Source organism: Roseibium sp. (genome assembly GCF_048260565.1).
Lineage (GTDB): Bacteria > Pseudomonadota > Alphaproteobacteria > Rhizobiales > Stappiaceae > Roseibium.
In genome coordinates this window covers 56,346-79,756 of the sequence record NZ_JBLXGP010000014.1, presented here as the reverse complement: position 1 = coordinate 79,756, position 23,411 = coordinate 56,346, and the positions used below count along the sequence as shown (strand labels likewise).

General features: G+C 61.1%; 24 protein-coding genes. 19 read left to right on the top strand and 5 right to left on the bottom strand.

Features of this window, described 5'->3' with window-relative positions; translation table 11 throughout:
• Window positions 1-267: 267 nt before the first annotated feature.
• The 5 genes from ACN0SO_RS22685 (at window position 268) to ACN0SO_RS22665 (ending at window position 6,416) form a co-directional block, all read left to right on the top strand.
• Window positions 268-1,368 (top strand): NAD(P)/FAD-dependent oxidoreductase, encoded by a 1,101-nt coding sequence (locus ACN0SO_RS22685; protein WP_417681387.1) that lies wholly within the window; start codon window positions 268-270, stop codon window positions 1,366-1,368.
• A 289-nt stretch (window positions 1,369-1,657) separates the two neighbouring features.
• Window positions 1,658-3,223: a glucan biosynthesis protein gene (locus ACN0SO_RS22680; RefSeq protein ID WP_417681385.1), complete on the top strand. Its 1,566-nt coding sequence runs from the start codon at window positions 1,658-1,660 to the stop codon at window positions 3,221-3,223.
• A 70-nt stretch (window positions 3,224-3,293) separates the two neighbouring features.
• Window positions 3,294-3,611, top strand: a complete 318-nt coding sequence (locus tag ACN0SO_RS22675) for a hypothetical protein (RefSeq protein ID WP_417681384.1) — start codon at window positions 3,294-3,296, stop codon at window positions 3,609-3,611.
• A 1-nt stretch (window position 3,612) separates the two neighbouring features.
• Entirely contained in the window at window positions 3,613-5,394 is a 1,782-nt protein-coding gene (mdoH, locus tag ACN0SO_RS22670; RefSeq protein WP_417681382.1) for a glucans biosynthesis glucosyltransferase MdoH, read from the top strand.
• Window positions 5,395-5,606: 212 nt separating this feature from the next.
• Window positions 5,607-6,416: a transglutaminase-like domain-containing protein gene (locus ACN0SO_RS22665; protein WP_417681380.1), complete on the top strand. Its 810-nt coding sequence runs from the start codon at window positions 5,607-5,609 to the stop codon at window positions 6,414-6,416.
• Window positions 6,417-6,424: 8 nt separating this feature from the next.
• On the opposite strand, the gene ACN0SO_RS22660 is transcribed toward ACN0SO_RS22665, so the two are convergent.
• A complete protein-coding gene (locus tag ACN0SO_RS22660; RefSeq protein WP_417681378.1) occupies window positions 6,425-6,793 on the bottom strand; it encodes a hypothetical protein in 369 nt (122 codons plus the stop codon).
• 327 nt (window positions 6,794-7,120) lie between these two features.
• Between ACN0SO_RS22660 and ACN0SO_RS22655 the strand changes: the two genes are divergently transcribed.
• Complete coding sequence (locus ACN0SO_RS22655; RefSeq protein WP_417681376.1) at window positions 7,121-8,656, top strand: SUMF1/EgtB/PvdO family nonheme iron enzyme; 1,536 nt, start codon at window positions 7,121-7,123, stop codon at window positions 8,654-8,656.
• A gap of 91 nt (window positions 8,657-8,747) precedes the next feature.
• Here the strand turns inward: ACN0SO_RS22655 and ACN0SO_RS22650 are convergent, their stop codons facing one another.
• Window positions 8,748-9,005, bottom strand: a complete 258-nt coding sequence (locus tag ACN0SO_RS22650) for a YjhX family toxin (RefSeq protein WP_417681374.1) — start codon at window positions 9,003-9,005, stop codon at window positions 8,748-8,750.
• A gap of 564 nt (window positions 9,006-9,569) precedes the next feature.
• Here ACN0SO_RS22650 and ACN0SO_RS22645 point away from each other — a divergent pair.
• The 5 genes from ACN0SO_RS22645 (at window position 9,570) to ACN0SO_RS22625 (ending at window position 14,476) form a co-directional block, all read left to right on the top strand.
• A complete protein-coding gene (locus tag ACN0SO_RS22645) occupies window positions 9,570-12,146 on the top strand; it encodes a plasma-membrane proton-efflux P-type ATPase (RefSeq protein ID WP_417681372.1) in 2,577 nt (858 codons plus the stop codon).
• Complete coding sequence (locus ACN0SO_RS22640; RefSeq protein ID WP_417681371.1) at window positions 12,098-12,628, top strand: hypothetical protein; 531 nt, start codon at window positions 12,098-12,100, stop codon at window positions 12,626-12,628. The genes ACN0SO_RS22645 and ACN0SO_RS22640 overlap by 49 nt, the downstream gene beginning before the upstream one ends.
• 52 nt (window positions 12,629-12,680) lie before the next feature.
• Complete coding sequence (locus ACN0SO_RS22635; RefSeq protein ID WP_417681370.1) at window positions 12,681-13,520, top strand: polyphosphate kinase 2 family protein; 840 nt, start codon at window positions 12,681-12,683, stop codon at window positions 13,518-13,520.
• A gap of 108 nt (window positions 13,521-13,628) precedes the next feature.
• Entirely contained in the window at window positions 13,629-13,967 is a 339-nt protein-coding gene (locus tag ACN0SO_RS22630) for an endonuclease domain-containing protein (protein WP_417681368.1), read from the top strand.
• 158 nt (window positions 13,968-14,125) lie between these two features.
• Entirely contained in the window at window positions 14,126-14,476 is a 351-nt protein-coding gene (locus tag ACN0SO_RS22625; protein WP_417681366.1) for a hypothetical protein, read from the top strand.
• Window positions 14,477-14,504: 28 nt separating this feature from the next.
• On the opposite strand, the gene ACN0SO_RS22620 is transcribed toward ACN0SO_RS22625, so the two are convergent.
• A complete protein-coding gene (locus ACN0SO_RS22620; protein ID WP_417681364.1) occupies window positions 14,505-15,104 on the bottom strand; it encodes a TetR/AcrR family transcriptional regulator in 600 nt (199 codons plus the stop codon).
• A gap of 90 nt (window positions 15,105-15,194) precedes the next feature.
• Here ACN0SO_RS22620 and ACN0SO_RS22615 point away from each other — a divergent pair, with 90 nt between their 5' ends.
• From ACN0SO_RS22615 to ACN0SO_RS22605, 3 genes are all read left to right on the top strand, one after another.
• Window positions 15,195-15,698, top strand: a complete 504-nt coding sequence (locus tag ACN0SO_RS22615) for a DUF1772 domain-containing protein (protein ID WP_417681362.1) — start codon at window positions 15,195-15,197, stop codon at window positions 15,696-15,698.
• A gap of 113 nt (window positions 15,699-15,811) precedes the next feature.
• Entirely contained in the window at window positions 15,812-16,282 is a 471-nt protein-coding gene (locus ACN0SO_RS22610; protein WP_417681360.1) for a hypothetical protein, read from the top strand.
• Entirely contained in the window at window positions 16,269-16,865 is a 597-nt protein-coding gene (locus ACN0SO_RS22605; RefSeq protein WP_417681358.1) for a hypothetical protein, read from the top strand. Before ACN0SO_RS22610 ends, ACN0SO_RS22605 begins: the two co-directional genes overlap by 14 nt.
• Before the next feature lie 48 nt (window positions 16,866-16,913).
• Here the strand turns inward: ACN0SO_RS22605 and ACN0SO_RS22600 are convergent, their stop codons facing one another.
• Window positions 16,914-17,162, bottom strand: coding sequence for a hypothetical protein (locus ACN0SO_RS22600; RefSeq protein ID WP_417681356.1), 249 nt, complete (start codon window positions 17,160-17,162; stop codon window positions 16,914-16,916).
• A gap of 155 nt (window positions 17,163-17,317) precedes the next feature.
• Between ACN0SO_RS22600 and ACN0SO_RS22595 the strand changes: the two genes are divergently transcribed.
• Entirely contained in the window at window positions 17,318-17,620 is a 303-nt protein-coding gene (locus ACN0SO_RS22595) for a phosphatidylglycerophosphatase (protein ID WP_417681354.1), read from the top strand.
• Between the two features lie 304 nt (window positions 17,621-17,924).
• Here the strand turns inward: ACN0SO_RS22595 and ACN0SO_RS22590 are convergent, their stop codons facing one another.
• Entirely contained in the window at window positions 17,925-18,200 is a 276-nt protein-coding gene (locus ACN0SO_RS22590; protein WP_417681352.1) for a DUF6455 family protein, read from the bottom strand.
• Between the two features lie 161 nt (window positions 18,201-18,361).
• Here ACN0SO_RS22590 and ACN0SO_RS22585 point away from each other — a divergent pair, with 161 nt between their 5' ends.
• The 4 genes from ACN0SO_RS22585 to gatB all read left to right on the top strand — a co-directional run bounded on the left by ACN0SO_RS22585 (window position 18,362) and on the right by gatB (window position 23,398).
• Window positions 18,362-20,893 carry a flagellar hook-length control protein FliK gene (locus ACN0SO_RS22585; protein WP_417681350.1) on the top strand — a complete coding sequence of 844 codons (2,532 nt, stop codon included), beginning with the start codon at window positions 18,362-18,364 and terminating at the stop codon, window positions 20,891-20,893.
• Between the two features lie 27 nt (window positions 20,894-20,920).
• Window positions 20,921-21,217, top strand: coding sequence for an EscU/YscU/HrcU family type III secretion system export apparatus switch protein (locus ACN0SO_RS22580; protein WP_417681348.1), 297 nt, complete (start codon window positions 20,921-20,923; stop codon window positions 21,215-21,217).
• Window positions 21,218-21,377: 160 nt separating this feature from the next.
• Window positions 21,378-21,725, top strand: coding sequence for a DMT family protein (locus tag ACN0SO_RS22575; protein WP_417681346.1), 348 nt, complete (start codon window positions 21,378-21,380; stop codon window positions 21,723-21,725).
• Window positions 21,726-21,916: 191 nt separating this feature from the next.
• Window positions 21,917-23,398: an Asp-tRNA(Asn)/Glu-tRNA(Gln) amidotransferase subunit GatB gene (gene gatB, locus ACN0SO_RS22570; RefSeq protein WP_417681344.1), complete on the top strand. Its 1,482-nt coding sequence runs from the start codon at window positions 21,917-21,919 to the stop codon at window positions 23,396-23,398.
• The last annotated feature ends 13 nt before the right edge of the window (window positions 23,399-23,411 follow it).

Sequence of the window (23,411 nt, the reverse complement as noted above, 5' to 3'; positions counted from 1 at the left end):
TTGTCACCGGGTGCCGCCCGGTTGATGCAATTCACCTCATTGTGGATCCGGGATTGCGGAAGAGGGCAGGGCTTCAACTTACCTCTCCCATTGGGAGAGGTCGGACCGCAGGTCCGGGTGAGGGGTTTCGAACTGTCCGTATCCCACAGGCGTTGTAACCCCTCACCCTAGCCCTCTCCCAACGGGAGAGGGAACCTTGGGGCTGGGATCATGTGCCAGAGGCCCGAAGAGGGAGATGAGCGCACCGACTGTCAGAAAGGCAAGGGAATGACCGACGTTGAAACCATCGTCATCGGAGCAGGTGCCGTCGGGCTGGCGATTGCGCGGGCGTTGGCGGTTTCGGGCCGGGAGGTCATGGTGCTGGAGCGGCATGGGCTGATCGGGTCGGAGACGAGCTCGCGCAATTCGGAGGTCATCCACGCCGGGATTTATTACCCGAAAGACAGCCTGAAGGCGCGTTGCTGCGTGGACGGCAAGCACCTGCTCTATGCGTTTTGCTCAAGCCACGGCGTGGCTCACAAGCGCACCGGCAAGCTGATCGTCGCCGCGGATACGGAACAGGCGGACAAGCTGGAAGACATCCGCCAGCGGGCGGCGGCGAACGGGGTCGATGATCTGATCCGGCTGACGGCGAACGAGGCGCGGGAGATGGAGCCGGAACTCGCCTGCGAAGGCGCGCTGCTTTCACCTTCGACCGGCATCATCGACAGCCACGGCTATATGCTTGCGCTGCAGGGCGAGCTGGAAGCCCATGGCGGGCAGGTGGTGCTGAATACGGCCGTGGGATCCATCGGCCGGACGGCAGACGGGTTTTTTTCAGTCACCATCGACGGCGAGGACGGTTACACCATCACCGCGAAGGAATTGATCGTCTCAGCGGGTCGCTGTGCGCCCGAATTGATGACCGCCTTTCCGCAAGCCAATCCTCCGAAGGGCTATCTGGCAAAGGGCAGCTATTTCAAGCTCAACGGCAAGGCGCCGTTCTCCCGGCTGATCTATCCGGTTCCGATGACGAAGACCGGCGCGCTCGGGGTGCATGTGACCATCGACCTGCAGGGCCGGGTGCGCTTCGGTCCGGATATGGAATGGGTCGAGGAGATCGATTACCGGGTCGATCCGGCCCGCGCCGAGGTCTTCTACGACGCCATCCGCCAGTATTGGCCGACGCTTCCGGACGGCGCCCTGGAGGCCGACTATTCCGGCATCCGTCCGAAGATCCACGCGCCCGGCGAACCGGCTCCCGATTTCCGTATCGACGGGCCGGAGGCCCATGCCATCTCCGGCCTGGTGGCGCTTTATGGCATAGAGTCCCCGGGGCTCACCTCGTCGCTTGCTATCGGAGAGCTCGTGGCGGAGCGGTTGGTTTGAAGGGCGCAAGCGACCTCTCGTTGCTTCTCCCCGTCATTCCAGATCAGCGTTCGGCTGCGCCTCACTTGTCTGGAATGACGGATGGGAGCTTTCTATTGCTCTCCATCCGCCACAATTCCGCCGCGATGAGCGAGGCTTTCTGACGCGCTGCACAATGAAACCGGGCGGATTCCGTGCCTTTCGCCGCCACGGGATTGGCCCGGTGTTTTCTTATTGTTGCCGCATAGCTTGCTTTTTATTGCGGAAGTAGTATTGCACTGCACCGTCTCTGCAAGCGTGGGGTCTCTAAGTGATTGATCGACGGACGTTTCTTCTCAATGCGTCTCTTGGATTGGGTTGTGCCTGCGGCCTGCCTGTTGCTCTTGTTTCCGGCGCGCATGCGGCCGGGGAGGCAGAGGATTTTTCCTTCGATAGCCTGAAGGCGAAGATGCGGGAGAAGGCGAAGACGCCTTACGTGGAACCCGCAGGCGATCTGCCGGAAAAACTCGCTAATCTGACCTATGACCAGCACCGGGCGATCCGCTTCCGGCCCGATCACGCGCTGTGGAAGGACGGCGGGTCGAATTTCGAGCTGCAGGCGTTTCATCCCGGCTGGCTGTTCAAGCATCCGGTGGATCTGCACGAGGTGATCGGCGACCGGTCCTGGCAACTGCATTTCACCGGTGCCGATTTCGAATACCGGGAGCCTCTCAAGGCAGAGGAATTCACCGGAATGGAACTGCCCGGCATTGCCGGGTTCCGTCTGCATTATCCGCTGAACCGGCCCGACTACCGCGACGAGCTGATCACCTTCCTGGGCGCCAGCTATTTCCGAGCATTGGGCAAGGACAATCTCTATGGCCTGTCCGCCAGGGGGCTTGCGGTGGATACCGCGGCCGGGCGGGACGAGGAGTTTCCGAACTTCACCCGGTTCTATTTGGAGCGGCCGGTGCCGGGGCAGAACCGGATGCGCATCTGGGCGGAACTGGAAAGCCCGCGGGTGACCGGGGCCTATGCCTTCACCATCACGCCCGGCATCAACACGGAAGTGGATGTGGATGCCAACATCTATCTGCGCGGCGACGTGGAACGCCTTGGTGTCGCGCCGCTGACCTCCATGTATCTTTACGGAGAGAACGACCGTACCGGCTTCGACGATTACCGGCCGGAGGTGCATGACAGCGACGGGCTGCTGACCCTGCGCAAGGACGGTGAGCTCCTGTGGCGGCCGTTGCGCAACCCGAACCAACTGGCGCTGTCCTTCTTCGGCGAGGACAGCCCGAAAGGCTTCGGCCTGATCCAGCGGGACAGGCATTTCGATAGCTACCAGGATACGGAAGCCCATTACGAGAAGCGGCCGTCCCTGTGGATCGAACCGATCGGAGAATGGGGCAAGGGCCAGATCATGCTGGCGGAGATCCCGTCCGACAAGGAGATCCACGACAACATCGTCGCCTTCTGGGTTCCGGAGAAAAAGGCGGAAGCCGGGTCCGAACACCGGTTCCGCTACCGGATGCACTGGGGCGGCCAGCCGGAGCCGGGCACCGGGCTCGCCCAGGTGCGCACCACGCGCACCGGCCAGGGCGGCACCGCGGCGTCCGAACCCGATCCGCGCAAGCGCAAGTTCGCCGTGGAGTTCGCCGGCGGGCCGCTCGCCAAGCTGGGCAGCGAGGCGAAACTGGAAGCCGACCTGAAGGTGAACAATGCCACATTGATGGCGCATCAGCTTGCAACGCTGGAGAACGGCGTCTGGCGGCAGATCTTCGACGTCAAGCAGGATGACAGCGGCAATCCGGTGGAACTGGCGCTGACATTGAAACACGACGGAAAGACCGTAACGGAAACCTGGCTGTACCAGTGGGCCCGGACGGTCTGAATCCGAAGGGAATGTAAGTCAAAATGGAACTTTCGTATCCGGTATGCGTTCAAAACGGGGAGCGATGGATATGACCGATACCGAACAAAAACTCGATGACATCCGCAACCGGCTGGACCGGCCGGACCTGAGCGACGCGGAACTGGTTGCTTGCCTCGACGAGTCGGTGGAACGGCTCGGCCTGACCGCCAGCGCGGAGGACCTGTTGGCAAGACCGGCGGAAGATGCGGACTTGCGTCTTGCCGTTGCCTGCCTGGCGCTGCCCCAGCCGCGCCATCCGATGGCCATGCCCGAACACGATCTCGTTCCGGAAAAATCCGGCCGGACCGCAGTCGCCTTTTGGAAGAAGCGTCCGGCCTTGCTGCCGCTGCTCTTGAGAAAACGCTAAGATGTCCGGATCGCCGGCCCTGAACTCGGTTCTGAAAGGCGCATTGGTCAGGTTGGACCGTCAGGCGGTTCCTGTCCGGAGGGTCGGGGCGTTCCTGCTGGCGGCCGCGTTGACCCTGGGCGCGGCCTCCATGTTCGGCACCGTCGCCCAGGCGGACGGGTTCGACTGGGTCGACGTGATCCGGATCCTGCTGATCGCCGTTTCCGGCTTCTGGCTCGCCTGGGGCGCCTGCACGGCGCTCCTCGGGGTTCTGTTCGATCAGCCGGCGGTTCCTCGAAACGCGGAAGGCCCGTGGTCGAAAACGGCGGTGCTGATCCCGGTTTACAATGAAAACACCGCGGCCGTATTTGCCCGTATCGAGGCAATGTACCGCTCGCTGGAACGCACCGGCTACCTGGCCCTGTTCGATTTCCATGTGCTGTCGGATACGACCAACGCGGCAATTGCCGAGGCCGAAGGCGGCGCCTGGCGTCAGAGCCTTGTCCGGCTGCAGGCCGGCGGGCGGCTTTACTATCGCCACCGGGAGAAGAACACCGGCCGCAAGGCGGGCAATATCGCCGATTTCATCCGCAGTTCCGGCGGGTCTTATGACTTCATGCTGGTGCTTGACGCCGACAGCCTGATGGACGGCGAAACGATCGTGGAAATGGTGCGCCGGATGGAAGCGGCTCCCACGCTGGGTCTGCTGCAGACCCTGCCGCAGATGATCGGCCTCACCAGCCTGTTCGGCCGCATGCTGCAGTTTTCCGCCGGCTTTTTCTCGCCCGTCTTCACCAGGGGCGTGGCCGCGCTCCAGGGGGCGGAAGGCCCGTTCTGGGGCCACAACGCGCTGATCCGCGTGCGCGCCTTTGCCCAGTCCTGCGGCATGGCGGCGCTGGAGGGCAAGCCGCCCTTCGGCGGGCATATCCTCAGCCACGACACCATCGAAGCGGCGCTCCTTGCCCGCGACGGCTGGCAGGTGCGCGTCGATCCGGACCTGCAGGGCTCGTTCGAGGAGGGGCCGGCGAACCTGATCGACTATGCCAAGCGCGACCGGCGCTGGTGCCAGGGCAACCTGCAGCACACGCGCGTGCTCGGCGCGCCGCGGCTCAAGGCCTGGAGCCGGATCGCCATCGTTCAGGGGCTGTTCGCCTATCTGTCCTCGCCGGTGTGGCTCCTGTTCCTGATCGCCAGTCTTGCCGCGCCCCTGTTTGCGCCCGAACCGGTCTATTTCGACGGGCGGTCGCTCTTTCCCGTCTTTCCCCATCCGGAGACGACGGTGGCGCTGGCGCTTCTCTTCGGCGTCGGCGCCCTCCTGATCCTGCCCAAGGCGATGCTGCTTGTTCGCGCGCTTCTCAACGGCGACGCCCGCCGTTACGGCGGCAGATCTCGCCTCGTTGCGAGCGTCGTTCTGGAACTTCTGATGACCTCGGTTCTGGCGCCGGTGCACATGATGTTCCAGAGCCGGTCCGTGTTCCAGGTGCTGACCGGCGGCGATTCCGGCTGGCCCGCCGCCGACCGCGACGACGGTTCGCTCCCCTTCATCGCCTGCCTCAAGGCCACGTGGTGGATGGCCCTCGCAGGCGCTGCCGCGCTGGTTTTTGCGTGGGAAATGACCCCGGACCTGTTCTGGTGGCTCGTCCCGGTCTCGGTGCCGCTGGTACTGGCGCCGGGCCTGCTCTACGTCACGGCACTGCCGGAAATCGGCCGGCTCAGCCGCCAGGCCGGACTGCTGCTGACGCCTTACGAGGTGGAGCGGGTGCGGCTGATTAGGGACATGCGGGTGGCGTTGAGCGAGCGCTGACAAGAAGTGCCACGGGCGCGATCCGGGGCGGTGGCCTGAATTAAATTCGGCCGTGCGGTTTTTTGTGCGTATTGTCAGGGAAGCGGCATCGTCCAGGAATGACCGTTCAGGATCGCTGCTCTCCAGCGTGCGGCCCGTTGGAAACGCAGCAAGTGCTCCGAGCGCACTGATTGCCCAGCTAAACCGATTACAGGTGAAGGACCACCCACGCCATGCTGATCAGATACGGTTACGAAATCACGCTTGCATGTACCCAGCCCACCGCCATGGTGAGCCTGCTGGAGGTGCATGAAGACCGCAAGGCGGATCTCCGCGCACCTGAAAACCTTCATTTCATGCCGGACATCCCGAGCACCACCTACCACGATATCTACGGAAACCGCTGCCGGCGCTTTGTGGCTCCGGCCGGTGAGTTGAAGCTTTGGGGCGATGCGACGATCGAGGAAAGCGAAGCCCCGGACCCGGTGGTCCCCGATGCGGCGGAAGTGCCCGTTCAGGATCTGCCGGACGACTGTCTCGTCTATCTCCTGGGCAGCCGCTACTGCGAAACCGACCGGTTAAGCCAGTTCGCGTGGGACAAGTTCGGCAATCTGGCGCCGGGCTGGAACCGGGTCCAGGCGATTTGCGACTTTGTGCATGATCACATCCGGTTCGATTACATGCAGGCGCGGGCGACGCGCAGTGCTTTCGAAGCCTTGAACGAACAGGTCGGCGTCTGCCGCGATTATGCCCATCTGGCGGTGGCGCTGTGCCGCTGTCTCAATATTCCCGCCCGCTACGTCAACGGTCATCTCGGCGATATCGGCGTGCCCGTTGTCGATCCGATGGACTTCTCCGCATGGATGGAGGTCTATCTCGGCGGCAGGTGGTACACGTTCGACCCGCGCAACAACATGCCGCGCATCGGCCGGATCGTCATCGCCCGCGGCCGCGACGCCGCCGACATCCCGCTCATCAACTCCTTCGGTCCGCATATCCTGAACGCGTTCCGGGTGTGGACCTATGAGGTTTCCGAGGTTTGATGTCCTGGTCACTGACCACCGGTGAGAAAGACAAGAATGGACCCGAACACGAAGAGGGCCGTCCATAGGACGCCAAGAGTGGTTCGGGACGGTTTGCCGATATTGTTCGGACCGATCACCAGGAACGTAAAGACGCCCGCCGCGAGCTGGAGCGGGAAGACCGACACGTAAAACGACATGCCGATGACAAGCTTTAAGACATCCGCTGGGGTGGAGTAGGAAATTGAGGGGCTGGCCAAGGGAGCCATTGCGAGAAAGGCGAAGCCGGCAAGGGGAAGAATGAAATAGAGCGCGTAGAAAAGCCTTCGTCGGGCTTTCATGAACACGCAGGCGGATATGCCGGCGACAAGGTAGACGATCAGAATTATCTGGTACAAACCGGCTGGTCCTGCTTGCGAATTTCGACATGCAGCGACAGTAACCGATCCGTCGAATATCGCTTCAATCAATTGCCGAAAATTTACTTTCCATTCTGACAAGACATGTCCCAAATGACGGGCTCTTTCGGCCAGTTTCCGTTGACGTCTGTCATGGATTTTCAGACGGATTTGCCGCAGCGTCTGTAAATGTCATTGTCAGTCATTGAAATGATGCAGATTTTTGTGCCTAATTTTTTCAGGAATCATTTCAACGACCGGTGGCAATTGATTTCCAACGCTTATAACTTTTGATCCAAGTTTCCAATTCGAACGTCCAAAGAGAAAATGAACACTCCCGAATATTCAAGAAGACTGGCGGCTGTTCTTGTGGCAGATGTGGTCGGTTACAGCCGGATGATGCGGGAAAACGAACAGGAAACGATGGACCTCATGCGCTCGATGTGGGCGGATGTGTTCGACCCGGCAGTGAAATTTCATTCCGGAGATATCGCGAAACGGCTGGGGGACGGTGCCTTGGTCGTGTTTCCCAGCGCGGTCGAAGCCGTCAAATGTGCGCTGGCTGTGCAGCTCGGAATGATCGCACGGTATCCGGCTTCTGATTTTCGCCTTCGCATTGGTATCAATATCGGGGACATCATTGTCGAAGATGGCGACATTTTCGGGGACGGTGTCAATGTAGCTGCGCGGCTTGAAGGACTATCGCCAAAAGGTGGGCTGGCAGTGTCCCAAATCGTCCATGGCCAGGTTCAGGGTAAAATTCCTTCCACATTCGAATGCGTTGGGCTTCGAGAACTGAAAAACATAGAGGAACCGGTCGAAATTTGGGCTTGGTCTCCGAAAGGTGAAACGACCGCGCTGAGCACGAAGTCCTTTCATCTGGACTCAGAAATTTTCCTGCGCGAGGTCGCGGCGACGAAATCAGAGCGGATCCCGAAAAAAGAGGGTATTCTCGAGAGAATATCTCCATATGTGTTTGCCGTGTTTCTGGTCGGACTGGCCTCCGCACTTCTCTTCTCTGTTCTGTTTTTCGATATTCAACGAATTTTTCTGGCGGGCACCAGCATCGGGATCCCCAATCACAGCGTTCTCGGGGAGTTCAGGGACTGTGATGACTGCCCTGAAATGGTTGAGATCGAAGGTCCGAAGTATCAGCTGCTGGTTGGCAACAGGGCGACGAACGTATCGCGGGAAGTGTTCAGCTTTTCCATGGGGAAGTATGAAATAAAGAACGCTGAGTTTGTTTTCTTTTTGAACAATTCAGGGCTTGCGAAAAAGGGCAAGGACAACTGGTTCGATAAGCAGAGCAAAGACAACGAAAGCAAGATTATCTTTAAGGACGGGGCCTACAGGGTGGTTTCCGGTTTCGAAGACTTTCCGGTGACGTATGTGTCGTGGATAGGCGCGGACGCTTACACATCCTGGTTGTCCGAATTTACCGGACGTACCTATCGTCTGCCGTCGAAAAAGGAATGGAATTTCGCCCATATGGCTGGTTCTCCGGACGAATATTTCTATGGTGACGGGATACTGGGTTCATGTGACTACGGGAACGTTCCTGACCGTGCGATGGGCGAACAGCTGACCGATCGCGGTTATCTCAAATGCCGAGACGGGTTAGCCGGACTTGCCAAGGTGGGACAATTCGATCCCAATCGCTTCAATCTCCATGATACGATCGGGAATGTCAGCGAATGGACCACCGATTGTTCCAGCGGGAAGAATCTCAACTGTGACGGCCGGATCCTCATCGGGGGGTCTTTCAAAGAAATTAGTTGGGATAACAAGGGACTAACTGGCCTTAGTTCTGTGACTACCGGCAAATACGATGATGTCGGTTTCCGTGTATTGGCCGAAAACTGAATTCCGGCAATCTGCTGATCAGAACCGGTTTCTTCGCGGGCTCGCCTTTTATATTACCGCCGCCGGGTTTCCGGCGGCGGTCGTTTTCCAATCACCTGTTGTCGGGCTGCGCGCGGACGCGCAGGAGGCCCAGGCGGGTGATCAGGTAGGGGCCTCCGGACTTGGAGGCGATGTAGCGGCGGCGTTTGAGTTTTTTAAACAGCGCCAGCGGGCAGCCGGACCAGGCCCAGCCGTCGCGGGTGATGGTCCGGGTGTCGGTGATGCGGCCATGGTCGTCCTTTTCCACGACAATGCGGCCGCCTTGAGCGAGCAGGTGCAGGACCCGTTGCTCAGGTTTTGAAATATCCATTGATTTTCAAGTCTTCATGTCATGCGCGGTTAGGCGCAAATCAGCGATCACGCGCCGCAGCCTGTCGCTTGCAGCGGTGTTACTCACTGATGCCCGGTCGGGGAGACCGGGCCTTAACGGGCCTCTCGGCGTCCGTACATGAAGTCTCCATCAAAATGTTCGGTGCTGATTTAGGAGGTGGGTGGGGGGAGTGCAAGGGGTGTTCGCGACGCACTTCCCGGACAGATTGCCACTGGCTTCGTGTATGCCAGGGCGATTGCCAGAACTCCGGATTGTCATCCCCGACAAGCGAAGCGCGATCGGGAACCCAGTACCCCGTGTCCTTTCGGCTCAACCAACAATCCTCGCGGAATACTGGGTCCCCGCTTTCGCGGGGATGACAACAGGAGCGCGGGGAGATTGCCCGAAATGGCATCAATACTATGCAACGGGATGCAAGGTCAGACGTTTTCACCCCCTGCGGCACTGCGGCGCCGGTCTTAATCTGGTTTTAGGACGTGTCGTTCTTTATACAATTCAAGCGGATGACGATTTGGATGATGCAACCGATTCCCGGAGGCTGGCATGGCGGATGCGGCGAAGCGGAATGGAAATGGGGGCCCAGTGGGCTCCGATCTCGAAACACTCCCGGTTGAAGAGGTTCTCTCCAGCCTGAAGACGGACCCGGACAAGGGGCTATCCGACGATGAGGCGAGGGCACGGCTTGCCACCTATGGTCCGAATGCCCTGCCGGAAAAGCACGAGTCCTTCGCCCGCAAGGTTCTGAATTATTTCATCGGCCCGATCGCCTTCATGATCGAGGCGGCGGCCCTCGTCTCCGCCTTTCTCGGCCGCTGGGACGATTTCGCCATTATCTTCGGGCTACTGATCTTCAATGCCGCGCTGGAGCTGTGGCAGGACCGCAAGGCGTCGAGCGCGCTGGCGGCCCTGAAGCAAAGCCTGGCTCCCCAGGCGACCGTGCTCAGGGGCGGGGCGTTCCGGACCGTGGATGCGGCGGAGCTCGTGCCCGGCGACATGGTGCAGATCCGTCTCGGGGCCATCGTGCCGGCGGACTTGAGGCTGGTCTCGGGCGATTTCGCTTCCATCGATCAGGCGGCCTTGACCGGCGAATCCCTGCCGGCCACCAAGAAGGCCGGCGACGAGGCCTATTCCGGCAGTGTGGTGAAACAGGGCGAGATGACTGGGGTCGTCATCGCCACCGGGTCCAACACCTTCTTCGGCCGCACGGCCAAGCTGGTGGCCGGGGCCGGCTCGGTCGGCCATGCCCAGCGCGCCATGTTCCAGATCGGCAACTTCCTGATCGCCGTCGCCGTGGTGCTGGCGCTGATCATGGTGGCGGTGCAGGTCTACCGCGACATCGTGTTGTCCGACACCTGGGGCGTGGCGGATGCGCTCGACATCCTGCAATTCGTGCTGATCCTGCTGGTCGCCTCGATCCCCGTCGCTATGCCGGCGGTGTTTTCCATCACCATGGCGCTCGGCGCGCTGGCGCTGTCGAAGGAAAAGGCGATCGTTTCACGGCTGGCGGCGATCGAGGAGATGGCGGGCGTCGATATCCTGTGTTCCGACAAGACCGGTACGCTGACCAAGAACCAGTTGACCATCGGCGATTCGATCCTGCTGGCGGCGACGGACGGCCAAGAGGTGGTGCTGGCTGCGGTCCTTGCCTCCAAGGAGGAGGACCACGACGTCATCGACAGTGCGGTCATTGCTGCCCTGAAAGACCGCGATGCGCCGAAAGCCTACAGGTTGAAGAAATTCGTGCCGTTCGACCCGGTGTCGAAGCGTACGCAGGCAACACTCGTGGACGGCTCTGAGAAGGAGATCACCGTCGCCAAGGGTGCGCCCCAGGCGATTGTCGATCTGGCGCAGCCGCCTGCGGAGATTGCCGAGAAGGTCACGCAGACGGTCGCCGATCTCGGCGCCAAGGGCTACCGGGCGCTCGGGGTGGCGCGTTCCGAGGACGGCGGCAAGAGCTGGAGCCTGCTCGGCATCCTGCCCATGTTCGATCCGCCACGGGACGATTCCAAGGCGACCATCGACCTGGCGCAGGCCAAGGGCGTTTCGGTGAAGATGATCACCGGCGACGACACGGCGATTGCCCGCGAAACCGCGCGCCAGCTCGGCCTAGGCACCAACATCGTTGCCGCCGCCGATGCGTTTCCCAAGGACATGGATCCGGACAACGTGCCGGACCACATCGCCGACGCCATCGAGCGGGCCGACGGGTTCGCCCGGGTGTTTCCGGAGCATAAATACGCCATCGTCAAGGCGCTGCAGGAGCGCGGGCATCTGGTGGCGATGACCGGCGACGGGGTCAACGATGCCCCGGCGCTGAAGCAGGCCGATTGCGGTACAGCGGTTTCGGGTGCGACGGATGCGGCGCGCGGAGCGGCCGACCTGATCCTGACCGCGCCCGGCCTGTCGGTGATCAATGCCGCCATCGACGAGGCGCGGCGCATCTTCGGGCGGATCACCTCCTACACGGTCTACCGGATCGCGCTGACCATGGACATCATGTTCCTGGTGGTGCTGTCGACCGTGTTCCTGGAGTTCCAGCCGCTTACCGCCGTGATGATCGTGATCATGTCGCTGCTTGACGACCTGCCGATCATGACGATTGCCTATGACAACACGGCGGTGGCGGAAAAGCCGATCCGCTGGCAGATGCCGAGGCTTCTCGGTGTGTCCGCCGTGCTGGGGCTTGCCTCTGTGGTGCAGTCCTTCGGGCTGTTGCTGATCGGTATGGAAGTCTTGAGCGACCCGGCCGAGGCTGCGTACTTCCAGTTGACCGACAAGTCCCATCTGCAGACGGTGATGTTCCTGCAGCTCGTGGCCGGCGGTCACCTGCTTCTGCTGGTCACCCGCACCCGGGACTGGTTCTTCAAGCCGCCGTACCCGGCCACGCCGTTGTTTGTCGCCATCGTGGCGACCCAGCTGCTTGCCGTGCTCATGTGCGGCTTCGGCTGGATCGTGCCGGCGATTTCCTGGACGCTGATTGCATGGGTCTGGGTCTATCTTCTCGCCTGGCTCGTGGTGCTCGGCGTCGTCCGCGTTCTGACGGAACGGTTCCTGGATCACCGCACGGGCAAATGGGCGCGCGCGCTGCGGCTCGTCAACGCCGGCCTGCAATCCCGCTAACCCGTGCAGGCGAACTACATATTTTAAGAGATGAAACGCCTGATCATGATGCGGCTATGTCGAACCCAAATTTCAAGCAGTTGAACTATGGCTGGAATGCCGACCCGAATGTTCCCGAACCGGAAGTGGTGGTCAACGGCGCTGAGGTTAGATTGACTTTTTATCTCAATCATTGGGCCTATGAGGCGCGCGAGAACGAGAAAGGGACGCTCGCTTTTCGGGACTGCTCGTTATGGCGCCTTGGTCCAACCAATGACGAAGGGTGGTATGCTGGGCAGTGCCGATACAGCATTTCCGCTCCTGCGTGGGGTGAGTTTTACGAGTTGCTGGGCGAAGATGACCGGAGGCTCGTGCCTGCCGATTGGCATAAGCTGGGGCCATTGACATCAGGGCTGCGGCATTTCCTCTTCTATCTTCGTGATGAAACCTTCGAGTGTTTCGGTGCAGATTGGAAGTTCGAGCGCAGCGGGGCATCTATATGACGCCGCCGCTGGTCACCTGTTTATGAGTTCACGACCTGGGGAGAGAAATTCTATGTCCTATCGCGACCAATTGCTCATCAAGCCGGGAAGCAAGGTGAAGCTCGCCGATATCGATCCGGACTATCATGACAAGGACCTGAACAAGGCGCGATCCAAGCCGGAGCTGCAGCTGATCCTCGACGATATTTCGCGGATGCAGGAGGAGCTTTATGCGGAAAAGAAGCACGGGCTGCTGATCGTGCTGCAGGGGATCGATTCCGCGGGCAAGGACGGCATCTGCTGGCACGTGATCACGGGCATGAACCCGCAAGGTTGCACGGTTTCCAGCTTCAAGCAGCCCTCGACGGAGGAGCTTGCCCACGATTTCCTGTGGCGGGTGCACGCCAAAACGCCGGGCAGGGGCCACGTGGCCGTCTTCAACCGGTCCCACTATGAGGACGTGCTGGTGGTTCGGGTCCACGACCTGGTGCCGAAGAAGGTCTGGTTCCGCCGCTACGAGGCGATCAACATGTTCGAGGAACTGCTGGCCAACAACGGCGTCCATATCATCAAGTTCTTCCTCTACATCTCCAAGGAGGAACAGCTGGAACGCTTCGCCAAGCGGCTGGAGGACAAGGACCGGCAGTGGAAGATCAGCATGTCGGACTATGCGGAGCGCGAGCACTGGGACGCTTATACGGAGGCTTATGAAGACATGCTTTCCAAGTGTTCCACCAAGCATGCGCCCTGGTACGTGATCCCGTCCAACCGCAAATGGTTCCGAAACCTGGCCGCCGCCTCCATCATCCGCGATACCTTAAGCGACATGCACATCAAGGCTCCGCCGCCCACCGTCGACATCGACACGATCCGCCAGCGTTACCACGCAGCGGTGGCGGAGCAGAAGGGGTAGGGGGCGAGCGTCAGAGTGATACGGAGCGTTTGCAACCCCTCACCCGGGCCGTTGGCCCGACCTCTCCCAATGGGAGAGGTTATTTGGGGGCAACTCCTGGGGGCGAAGATGAAACGGCGGATTGCGTTAGCCCGGAAGCTGCGCCGCTCATCAACGGATGCGGAACTTCGCCTCTGGCATAGGCTGCGCAATCGGCAGCTCAACGGCTGGAAGTTTCGCAGGCAGGTGCCGGTTGACCGCTTCATTGCGGATTTCGTCTGTGAGGACGCGCGACTTATTGTCGAACTGGACGGTAGTCAGCATATGCAACACAGCGAAGACGACGAGCACAGAACTCTTTTACTGGAAACTTGTGGCTACCGGGTTGTTCGCTACTGGAATTCTGATGTGCTTCTGAACACGGAATCGGTTCTTGAGGATATTCTGGCGGTGTTGGAGAAGAGGTAGCAGGGTACTCCCCGGCACTGCCAAATTCCCTCTCCCATGGGGAGAGGGGTAGGGTGAGGGGATACAGCGCCAGCCGGATAGTGGGTGTTGCCTGATACTGTGCGAGGAACAAGTTCTTGGGTAGGCTAAAGCGAAATCTTAAATCCGGGAAAACAGACATGGCCCCGCTGACGCCGCCGCTCAGGATCAAGTTGTCGAGATTGCGCGATATCGGCTGGTCGCTGTGGGATCCGATCGGCCTGCTCGGGCCGGACCAGCGCTGGGACGACGAAGACTGTCGGTCCTTTGCCGATGAATACGACCGCTATCTGATCGGCGCGGCCAGCCAGTTGCGCCGGGATGCGTCGGATGCCGATGTTGTGGCCGAACTCGTCCGGGTCGAAACGGTTCATATGGCGTTGAGGGATAGTGACGACGCCCGCGAACGGGCGCAAGCCGTCGTCGATGCCATTCGTGCCGACGATCAGTTGTGGACCGAGCCTGACGAACAGGGCCGGTTTCCGTCGTGAACGCAAAAGTGCGAAACTATGCCCGCTCTCACCGCGCTCTGTCGTCTATCAGCCGGTCAAAGGCCTGAAGCGCCTTCCGGCAGCGGGCGTTGATATCCTCCCGCGAAGGTGCCGGGCAGTCGTGGATGATCCGCCTGACCTGAAGGTCGCCCACGAGGAGGCCGAGGAACCAGCCGGTGGCTTCACTGGGCGGGATGTCTGAACCGGCGCAGATGTGTTGCATGAGCCGGTCCAGCAGAGGCATCACCTGCCCGCGTCCGCCGGCCGATATGGCGGCACCCAGTTTTCCGGTCGGGTCGGCCGCAGCCGCCCGGTTGAGCAGGACCGCCTTGTCCCCGAGCAACATGGCGAGAAAGACGGGCGCGATCCTTTCCAGCGTGGTGCGCGGATCGTCCTGCCCTTCGAGCGCTTCTTCGAGCAGGCGCCGGGTTTCGGCGGCATTGTCTTCCACCATTGCGCGGAACAGGCCGTCCTTGTTGCCGTACCAGCGGTAAAGCGTTTCGTTCGAGGCCTTTGCCGCGCGGGCGATGCGCAGCATCGAGGCGCCGACATAGCCATGTTCGGCGAGCAGCGCATAGGCCGCCCGGGAGATCGCGCTGTGGCGTTCCTGTCTTTCGTCTTCGTTCATTCAGCCCTCTGAAATCGCTTTACTTGATCCGTACAGATTGATACGCCTATGTAAAGGCGTAAAGATGTGTACGGTTTATTGGAGGCGAGAATGAGATATCCTACGAAGGCCATGATCCTTGTTTCATTGACGCTGAGCGCGGCGATTTTCGGCTTTTTCTACGCCTGGGTCTGTTCGACCATGTGGGGGCTGGATGCGGCCGATCCGCGGGTCGCGATCCAGGCCATGCAGGCGATGAACGCCTCTGTCCGGAACTTCGTCTTCGCGCCGGCCTTTTTCGGTACGCCGGTCGCACTGGCGCTGACGGCATTTCTGCTCATGAGAGAGGGCAATGGGCGCAGCGCCGCGGCCTTCGCCCTTGCCGCGGGCGTCTATTTCGCCCTCGGGCTGCTGCTGACGATGCGGATCAACGTACCGATGAACGAAGCGCTGGCGCTGATCACCGTGCCCGATGACGTGGAAAGCGCCCGCGCGATCTGGCAGGACTACTCGGACCCCTGGCAGTTCTGGAACCAGATACGGACGATCACATCCGGTGTCGCGTTTCTGCTGGCGGTTTCCGGCGTGATGCTGCTGGAGCGGAAACGGGCCTGAGATGTGGCTAGGGGCGGGTTGGTTACTTTCAGTACCAATGCGCGCGCGATGAGCGGGTTTAATGGGGAGTTAGTGGTTGTCTACTAGACACTCTGTAGGATGGAGGATGTGCAATGCGAGCGAAAACAATTGCGATATTCGGCATATCCTACGCCGTTATATTAGGCGCTGGCGTTGTGACGTTCATTATTGCGATACGCTTGGCCGGTTGGGATGCGTCATTTCAGAAAATCGTGAAGCAAACGGGCTTTGCATTGAACATGATAGCTTTTGCTCTTGCGATTGGCGTTGCCCTTTCGCGGCGCGTTCACGACCGTCTGGGTGGTGCACCTGGGCCAATCACCTTCCGGTTGTTATTAGCGGAGAGCCGGCCGGTTATCACCGTCGGCTTCGCTTTTCTTGCCATGTTGATCGATGTTTGCGCTTTGAAGCTCGCATCCTGGTATTTCGCAGGTGAAATGGCGGCCCCGTCACTGCTTCGCCTTGTGGTTCTGGTCGGAGCCTATTGCGTGATTGCGTGGATACTGATGTCGGACTTCAAGACGAAGACGAAGACGAATGGGGCGCGTTTTGAACGACGTTGAGTTCCCGCGCCGGCAAGCCGAAGCCATCCTGAAAAAAACGATGAGAGAGGTTGGCTACCGCAGAACGTATACCGAGATCGGCCTTTGGTCCGCGTTCTGGCTGGAAGAACGATTCCAGCGCGGAGTGATGAAACTGGTCGTCTATCTCGCTCTCGTGAATGGCCGCAGTATTGCCGAGTTGTGTCCTCGCAAACACCCGGAATTCGGTATTGCTGGCGTATGTCCTTTCATGATGGCCGAAGCCGTGATCCACTTGTCGGATAAATGGGGGCCCCGTGGTGGTGTGACCTTCGGCGCTCCCGCCGAACCGTTTCTCATGATGGCCTCTGTTGCGGACTGGGCATCGGCAAAGGGGCAGTCCGTACGGTTCCACCACCGAAACTATTCATGCCTTATGTCAAATGAAGGCGTCGATATCGAAACGGATGGCTTGTCCGCGGTCGGTTGGATCGATCCCGACAATGAAAGCCCGATGACGATTGAACTCACCGATGACCGACCTTCGCCGGGGGCTCGCCGGATTGATACGATAAGGTTGCCAAAGGCCCGATTACGGGGAAGGAATGCGCTGTTTCTGGGTTAATCTTGAGGGGCATCAGCAGCGTGTTTTCGGGAAGGCCGGTCAGGTGCCTTAACTGCGTTCCGCCGGCCAGTAGCCGTTCTTGGGGTCTCTCGAGACAGCGACGGCCTCGACATCGGTGGAACGGCAGCGGTTGCAGGTGAGTTTTTTGGCGATATCGCCGAGGGTATCGGTATCCGCAAAGCGGTTTTCGTTCAGATAGCGGAAGCGGTGGCAGTGGCCGCAGACGACGCCGAGGCGCATGCCTTTGGTTCGTAAGTTTTCGATGGTCAGCGTGTCGTCGTTACTGGAAAAGGTCACCTGCGCGGTCGCTTCTCTCAAATTGATAAAAAATCAGGCAGATGCATCCTAGGGGGAATTCAGCCGGGGAGAAAGCAGGCTTGGGTTGCATGCCGGGTGCGGCATTTTTCAAACGGGGCTCGCATTTCCCGTCGCTTGCCGCTAAAGACGAAGCCATGTTGACGCTTTCCGACACATGGATGGATCTGTTCGGGCTTTCCGGGCTCCTCAATCCGACCGCCCTGATCATCGGCGGCGCGCTGGGCTGGTATGCAGACCGGGCGAAGAAACTCTGGATCGCCGCCTTTGCGGCCGCGGCCCTGTCGCTCATGGTCGAGACCGCACTCAGCTTTACCGGCATGCCGGTCTGGTCCCAGCACAATGCCGGCCCGCTCGCCATGTTCCCCTTCCGCTTTGCGGGTGGGCTGGTGGCGTCGGCGATTGTTTTCATGATCGCAAAGCGGATGAAGAAGGCCTGAGGGAAGACTTTCCCGTCATTCCGGACAAGCGCAGTGAAGCTGCGTGCTGATCCGGAATCCAGACTTCACCCGCGCGGAGCGCGTCTAACTTCCTTCTCGAGAAGAACTTGCTGGCGCTCGTGCTGATATCTGGTTTCCAGATCGGCGTTCGGCTTCGCCTCACTTGTCTGGAATGGCATCAGGGAACGAGAAGTGAGCGCATAGAGGATGGGCAGCCCGATTTCCAAAGTCGTTTCCAGTAACAAGAAAGGCCCCGCACGGATGCGAGGCCTTTCGGCTGTTTGCGCCTCTTTTGATCATTGCCTCAGGCGTCTGCGTCCTGTGGTGCGTTGTCCAGCCATTTGTTGAACAATCCCGCATTCGGGCACATGTCCGGCGGACGAACGATGCCCTTGCCTGATTGGTCCTGAAGCCACTGTTGGCAGCTTTCCGCCTTTTCGCAGCAGATACAGCGGTCGACGGCCTGCCGAATATCCTGGCCGACACATGTGCCCTCCGGGATCTGGTCCATGGCTCCGATTGTTTCCAGCATGCGGCGCATCAGGCCCGCACGCCCGTTCATTTCTTCCACCCAACGCATTCAGTCTCTCCTTGCACGTAACCGTGCCCCTCTGAAAACGACTCTAGGCAAGACACGAAGTTTTCACCTTGATCAGAGTCAATAGAGGGGAAAGGTCACTTCCGATGCTTTTCTGCTAAGCTTTTGGAAACAGACTCACGCCCCAAGCGGAGACGTTTTGAATGGTGAGTGCGATCGCGGCGCTGCAGGCGTCGCTATCCTCCGGGACTTCGTCCAACCAGGTTCGCCTCGAACCGGGAACGGAGACGCGTGCGCGCGTGGAAGCGAGCCTGCCCGGGAATGTGCTGCGGCTTTCCGTGGGCAAATCCACCATTGAGGTGCGCGCAAACGCAGCGCTGCCCGCGGGTACGGAACTGACGCTCAAGGTCAGCGGCGATCCGGGCAAACCTCAGATCCAGCTTGTTCCCGACGGGAAAGGGGGTACGCAGGCATCTGCCGGGCAAGGGCCTTCCACCGACGCTGCGACGGCGCAGAAGCTGGTGCATGTGGCGGCCAAGCCGGCCTTGCCGGCTGCTCCCGCCACGTCATCCTCATCGTCCGCCACATCCGCCCTGGCCGATGCGGTGACTGCCGCGGCGACGGGCAAGGCCCAGGCGGTGCAGGCCCAGACAACGCAAGCCCAAACGACGCAAGTGCAGACCGGGCAGACGCAGGCCTCGCAAGGTTCCGCCCAATCGACCGGGTCCCAACCGACCGGGTCCCAGGCGAATACAGGTCAGGCGAACACGGGCCAGACTGGTCCGGGACAAACTGGTGCGGGACAGACTGGTGCAGGACAGGCCAGCGGTACGCCCGCGACCTCTGCCACCTCGTCGCAGGCGGCAAGCGATGCGGCCGCGCAGGCGGTGAGACAAACCGTAAGCCAGACGGTGACCCAGACCGTCCCTCAGACGGCCCAGACAGGGACTCAGACACTGACCTCGGCGCCAACGACGGGTGGCGGCCCGGCCGCGACCCAGACGACGGGTGCTCCTGCGGGGCAGGCGGTAAATGCAGCGCCGCCGCTATCGGTGGGTGCCAGCGGGCAAGCCGCGGTTCAGGCCTCGGTGTCGGTAGGCAATCCGCCGGGTTCTCCGCTCAGTGCGCAGGCGCCCACGCTTCCGGGGAACCTGCAGCTTCAGATCGTTTCCAATCCACAAGCGCCCACGACGACACAGGTGCAGCCTCAAGCCCCGGTCCCCGGGTCGGGACAGGCGCCGGTTGCTCCAGCCGTCGTGTCTCCTGCGGGGCAACCTGCCACACAGACCGTTCAGCAACCGGTCAATCCGTCGGCTCAGGGCCCGGCAACGGTGCCTGCCGGCGGGCAAGGCGCGGCCGCCTCCGCGTCGTCCGGCGCCGGGCAGGCCGTTTTGCCGCCAGCCCCGGCAGGTGGACAGCCGGCGCTGGCGCAAGGTGCTCAGGCGACGCTCCCTCAAACGGGTCCCGCAAGTCCTCAGCCCGCCGCTGCGACGCAGGCAACTCCAACGCCTGTGAACCCGGCAGCGACCGCGCAGGCGGCAACACCGCCGGGTTCGACGCCGCGCCCCGGTGCTCCGGCGTCTGCTACTTCTCAGGCGTCCTTCACGCCGGTGTCCACGTCCGGTGCGACCGCCCATTTCGTGAATACCCTTCCCGAAGGTTCGGGAAGCGCCCATGCGACACTGCCGGGCAATGCCTATGCCGGATCCGGACGTTCGCCTGCGGGACAGGCGCAGGTGTCACCGCAGAACCGGCCGGTAACGCCCGAACTGAAGCAGGCATCCGAGACCGTTCTGCCGAAGCTCGCAGAGCAGCAGGCGAGCCTGTCGGGGCTTTACGCCCAGCTGAGTGCGGTGGCGGGCGGAAAGACGGCGGCGAACGTACCCCAGTCGGTCAAACAGGTGATGGAACAGATCCTCGGGCTTCGTCTGCAGCCGGAGGCGGCGGGCTTTTCCGGCAAAACGGTCGAGGCGGCGGTCAAGAATTCCGGCCTGTTCCGTGAAGCGGCGCTTGGCGGAGGGCAAACGGGTCAGGCCGGGGCACAGGGCATATTACAAGGCGCGAGCCAGGGGGCTTTGGGCGGCGACCTGAAATCGCTATTGGTCAACCTGCGCTCGCTGCTTCAGGGGCTCGGTGCGCAGGCCGCACCCGGCCGGCCCTTCACTCAGCCTGCCGCGCCATCGCTGCGCCGTTCGCCCCAGGGCGACAGGCCTTCAAGCATATCCTCCGCGGTTTCCGACGGTGACGAGAAGTCCTTACTCAACCGGCTGATGCGGGATACCGATGCGGCCCTGGCGCGGATCCGAATGTCGCAGATGGTGAGCCGCGGGCTCGGAGGCGATGAACATGTTCACCATGGCCGGGCCATGGACATGACCATGGATCTGCCGATTGCCGTCAACGGTCAGACGGCGATCGTGCAGATGCAGGTGGGTCGGGATCCGGAAGGAACGCAAGGCGATGAAGAAGACGGACCGGGCTGGCGGCTGCGTTTCGCGCTCGACCTGACCGAAACAGGCCCCATGGAAGCGGCCGTCAGTCTGCGCGGCGGTGGCACTTATGTGAGCCTGTGGGTCGATCGGGGCGAGACGCTGGAAAGGCTGAAAGCCGACAAGGACACGCTGGAGGCAAGCTTCGCCCATGCGGGGATCGACCTGAAGGAACTGCGATTCCTGCGCGGCTTGCCGCAAAGGACCGAAGCGCGGTTCGGAGCCGTGGTGGATCGCCAGTCTTGAGGACGGGGCGGGCATGAGAAGACGGATATGAAGAAATCCAAACCGCAAAGGCCGGTCCGTCCGGGAGAAAAGGTCGCTGTCGCGCTCACCTACGAGGACGGCTCCGCGCCCGTCGTTGCCGCCAAGGGAACCGGCAATGTCGCCGAACGCATCGAGGAGATCGCGCGGGAAAGCGGCGTGCCCATCGAGCATAATCCGATGATGGCCGAAGCCCTGTCGCAGATCGAACTCGACCAGGAAATCCCCACCGAACTCTATCAGGCCGTCGCCGTCCTCATCGGCTACATAATCCGCAACGGCAAGGCCCAGAATCCGCCGGAGTAGGGGGAGCGGTATTTGCGGTTGTCGTCCTGCGTTTGGCTGGGCTTCGAACGGCTTGGCGGCGGCGCGGACCCGGTGTATGGCGAATGAGCCTTTACGGCGTATTTCTCTCCTGCCGGCGGAAGGCTCTACCGTATCCGCCTTTTCCATCCCGGAGAATTCCATGCCGACGACGATAAGCTTTGTCCTGCCGCCCCTGATGCTGGTCGCCTCCAACATTTTCATGACTTTCGCCTGGTATGGGCATCTCAAGCACAAGGGGACGGCCATTGCCCTGGCTGTTACGCTGAGCTGGGGTATCGCCTTCTTCGAATATTGTCTTGCGGTGCCCGCCAACCGGCTGGGCAGCGCGGTCTACTCCACCGCGCAGTTGAAGACCATCCAAGAGGTGATCACGCTCCTGGTGTTTGCCGGCTTTTCAGTCTTCTGGCTGAAGGAAAGCCTCACGTGGAACCATGCCATCGGATTTTCGCTGATCGCGCTCGGTGCGGCTTTCGTATTCCGCGGGTAGGCACTGTATTGCCGTCTCCGTTTTCGAACATTTCTGGCTCATTTTCATGCCGGGAATTGCCGCATGTGGGCAGGAAGGCCTTGCGGGCAGGGCAATTCGCGATTAGGCATCGGTTCCGACGATTGCAGCGCGACCGCCGGTATTTCTCCCGGCCGTGTTCCGCGCAGGATAAACACAGGATTTGACACGCAATGACGATTGTCGAGGCACGCACACCCGATCCCAAGAAATTCCTCAAGGGCGCCACCGGCGACTGGGAGATCGTGATCGGCATGGAAGTCCATGCCCAGGTGACCTCCGAGGCCAAGCTGTTTTCCGGCGCTTCCACCGAATTCGGCAAGGATCCGAACGACAATGTGAGCCTCGTGGACGCGGCCATGCCGGGCATGCTGCCGGTGATCAACGAGGAATGCGTGCGCCAGGCGATACGTACCGGCGTTGGTCTCAAGGCTGTGATCAACCTGAAATCCGTGTTCGACCGCAAAAACTATTTCTATCCGGACCTGCCGCAGGGCTACCAGATTTCCCAGTTCAAGCAGCCGATCGTCGGCGAGGGCAGGATCCTGCTCGACATGCCGGACGAGCAGGTGGAAATCGGCGTGGAGCGCCTGCACCTGGAACAGGACGCGGGCAAGTCACTGCACGACCAGCACCCGACCATGTCCTTCGTCGACCTGAACCGCTCCGGCGTCGCGCTGATGGAGATCGTCTCCAAGCCGGACCTGCGGTCGTCGGACGAGGCCAAGGCCTATCTGACCAAGCTGCGCACCATCCTGCGCTATCTGGGCACCTGCGACGGCAACATGGACCAGGGCTCCATGCGCGCAGACGTCAACGTCTCCGTGCGCCGTCCGGGCGAGGGCTTCGGCACGCGCTGCGAAATCAAGAACGTCAACTCCATCCGCTTCGTTGGCCAGGCCATCGAATATGAGGCCCGCCGACAGATGGCGATCCTGGAGGACGGCGGTTCGATAGATCAGGAAACCCGCCTGTTCGACGCTGTGAAGGGCGAGACCCGTTCCATGCGCTCCAAGGAAGAAGCGCATGACTACCGCTATTTCCCGGACCCGGACCTGCTGCCGCTGGAATTCACGCAAGCCTATGTGGACGACCTCGCCAAGGATCTTCCGGAACTTCCCGATGAGAAGAAGGACCGGTTCGTCAACGATTACGGTCTGTCCGCCTATGACGCCGACATTCTCGTGGTCGAAAAGGCCTCCGCCGACTTCTTCGAGGAAGTCGCCAAGGGGCGTGATGCCAAGCTTGCCGCCAACTGGGTGATCAACGAGCTGTTCGGCCGCTTGAACAAGGAAGGCCACGACCTTGATGACAGCCCGGTTTCTGCCGCCCAGCTCGGCGCGATCATCGATCTGATCAAGGCCGGCACCATCTCGGGCAAGATCGCCAAGGATCTGTTCGAGATCGTCTGGAGCGAGGGCGGCGACCCGGCGGAAATCGTCGAGACCCGCGGAATGAAGCAGGTCACGGATCTCGGCGCCATTGAGGCGATCGTCGACGAAATCATCGCCGCCAACCCGGAGAAGGTGGAACAGGCCAAGGAAAAGCCGGGCCTGCTCGGCTGGTTCGTCGGCCAGGTCATGAAAGCCTCCAAGGGCAAGGCCAATCCGCAGGCGGTCAACGACCTGCTGAAGTCGAAGATCGGGCTGGAATAGGGCGCTTCGGCCC

Bases quoted from the DNA above. Each gene is read 5' to 3' on its own strand.
- ACN0SO_RS22595 (WP_417681354.1), top strand. From the start codon at position 17,318: ATGTTGACGCTTTCCGACACATGGATGGATCTGTTCGGGCTTTCCGGG.
- ACN0SO_RS22645 (WP_417681372.1), top strand. From the start codon at position 9,570: ATGGCGGATGCGGCGAAGCGGAATGGAAATGGGGGCCCAGTGGGCTCC.
- gatB (WP_417681344.1), top strand. From the start codon at position 21,917: ATGACGATTGTCGAGGCACGCACACCCGATCCCAAGAAATTCCTCAAG.
- ACN0SO_RS22665 (WP_417681380.1), top strand. From the start codon at position 5,607: ATGCTGATCAGATACGGTTACGAAATCACGCTTGCATGTACCCAGCCC.
- ACN0SO_RS22575 (WP_417681346.1), top strand. From the start codon at position 21,378: ATGCCGACGACGATAAGCTTTGTCCTGCCGCCCCTGATGCTGGTCGCC.
- ACN0SO_RS22590 (WP_417681352.1), bottom strand. From the start codon at position 18,200: ATGCGTTGGGTGGAAGAAATGAACGGGCGTGCGGGCCTGATGCGCCGC.
- ACN0SO_RS22635 (WP_417681370.1), top strand. From the start codon at position 12,681: ATGTCCTATCGCGACCAATTGCTCATCAAGCCGGGAAGCAAGGTGAAG.
- mdoH (WP_417681382.1), top strand. From the start codon at position 3,613: ATGTCCGGATCGCCGGCCCTGAACTCGGTTCTGAAAGGCGCATTGGTC.
- ACN0SO_RS22655 (WP_417681376.1), top strand. From the start codon at position 7,121: ATGAACACTCCCGAATATTCAAGAAGACTGGCGGCTGTTCTTGTGGCA.
- ACN0SO_RS22580 (WP_417681348.1), top strand. From the start codon at position 20,921: ATGAAGAAATCCAAACCGCAAAGGCCGGTCCGTCCGGGAGAAAAGGTC.
- ACN0SO_RS22585 (WP_417681350.1), top strand. From the start codon at position 18,362: ATGGTGAGTGCGATCGCGGCGCTGCAGGCGTCGCTATCCTCCGGGACT.
- ACN0SO_RS22685 (WP_417681387.1), top strand. From the start codon at position 268: ATGACCGACGTTGAAACCATCGTCATCGGAGCAGGTGCCGTCGGGCTG.
- ACN0SO_RS22630 (WP_417681368.1), top strand. From the start codon at position 13,629: ATGAAACGGCGGATTGCGTTAGCCCGGAAGCTGCGCCGCTCATCAACG.
- ACN0SO_RS22650 (WP_417681374.1), bottom strand. From the start codon at position 9,005: ATGGATATTTCAAAACCTGAGCAACGGGTCCTGCACCTGCTCGCTCAA.
- ACN0SO_RS22620 (WP_417681364.1), bottom strand. From the start codon at position 15,104: ATGAACGAAGACGAAAGACAGGAACGCCACAGCGCGATCTCCCGGGCG.
- ACN0SO_RS22615 (WP_417681362.1), top strand. From the start codon at position 15,195: ATGAGATATCCTACGAAGGCCATGATCCTTGTTTCATTGACGCTGAGC.
- ACN0SO_RS22625 (WP_417681366.1), top strand. From the start codon at position 14,126: ATGGCCCCGCTGACGCCGCCGCTCAGGATCAAGTTGTCGAGATTGCGC.
- ACN0SO_RS22675 (WP_417681384.1), top strand. From the start codon at position 3,294: ATGACCGATACCGAACAAAAACTCGATGACATCCGCAACCGGCTGGAC.
- ACN0SO_RS22640 (WP_417681371.1), top strand. From the start codon at position 12,098: ATGGGCGCGCGCGCTGCGGCTCGTCAACGCCGGCCTGCAATCCCGCTA.
- ACN0SO_RS22610 (WP_417681360.1), top strand. From the start codon at position 15,812: ATGCGAGCGAAAACAATTGCGATATTCGGCATATCCTACGCCGTTATA.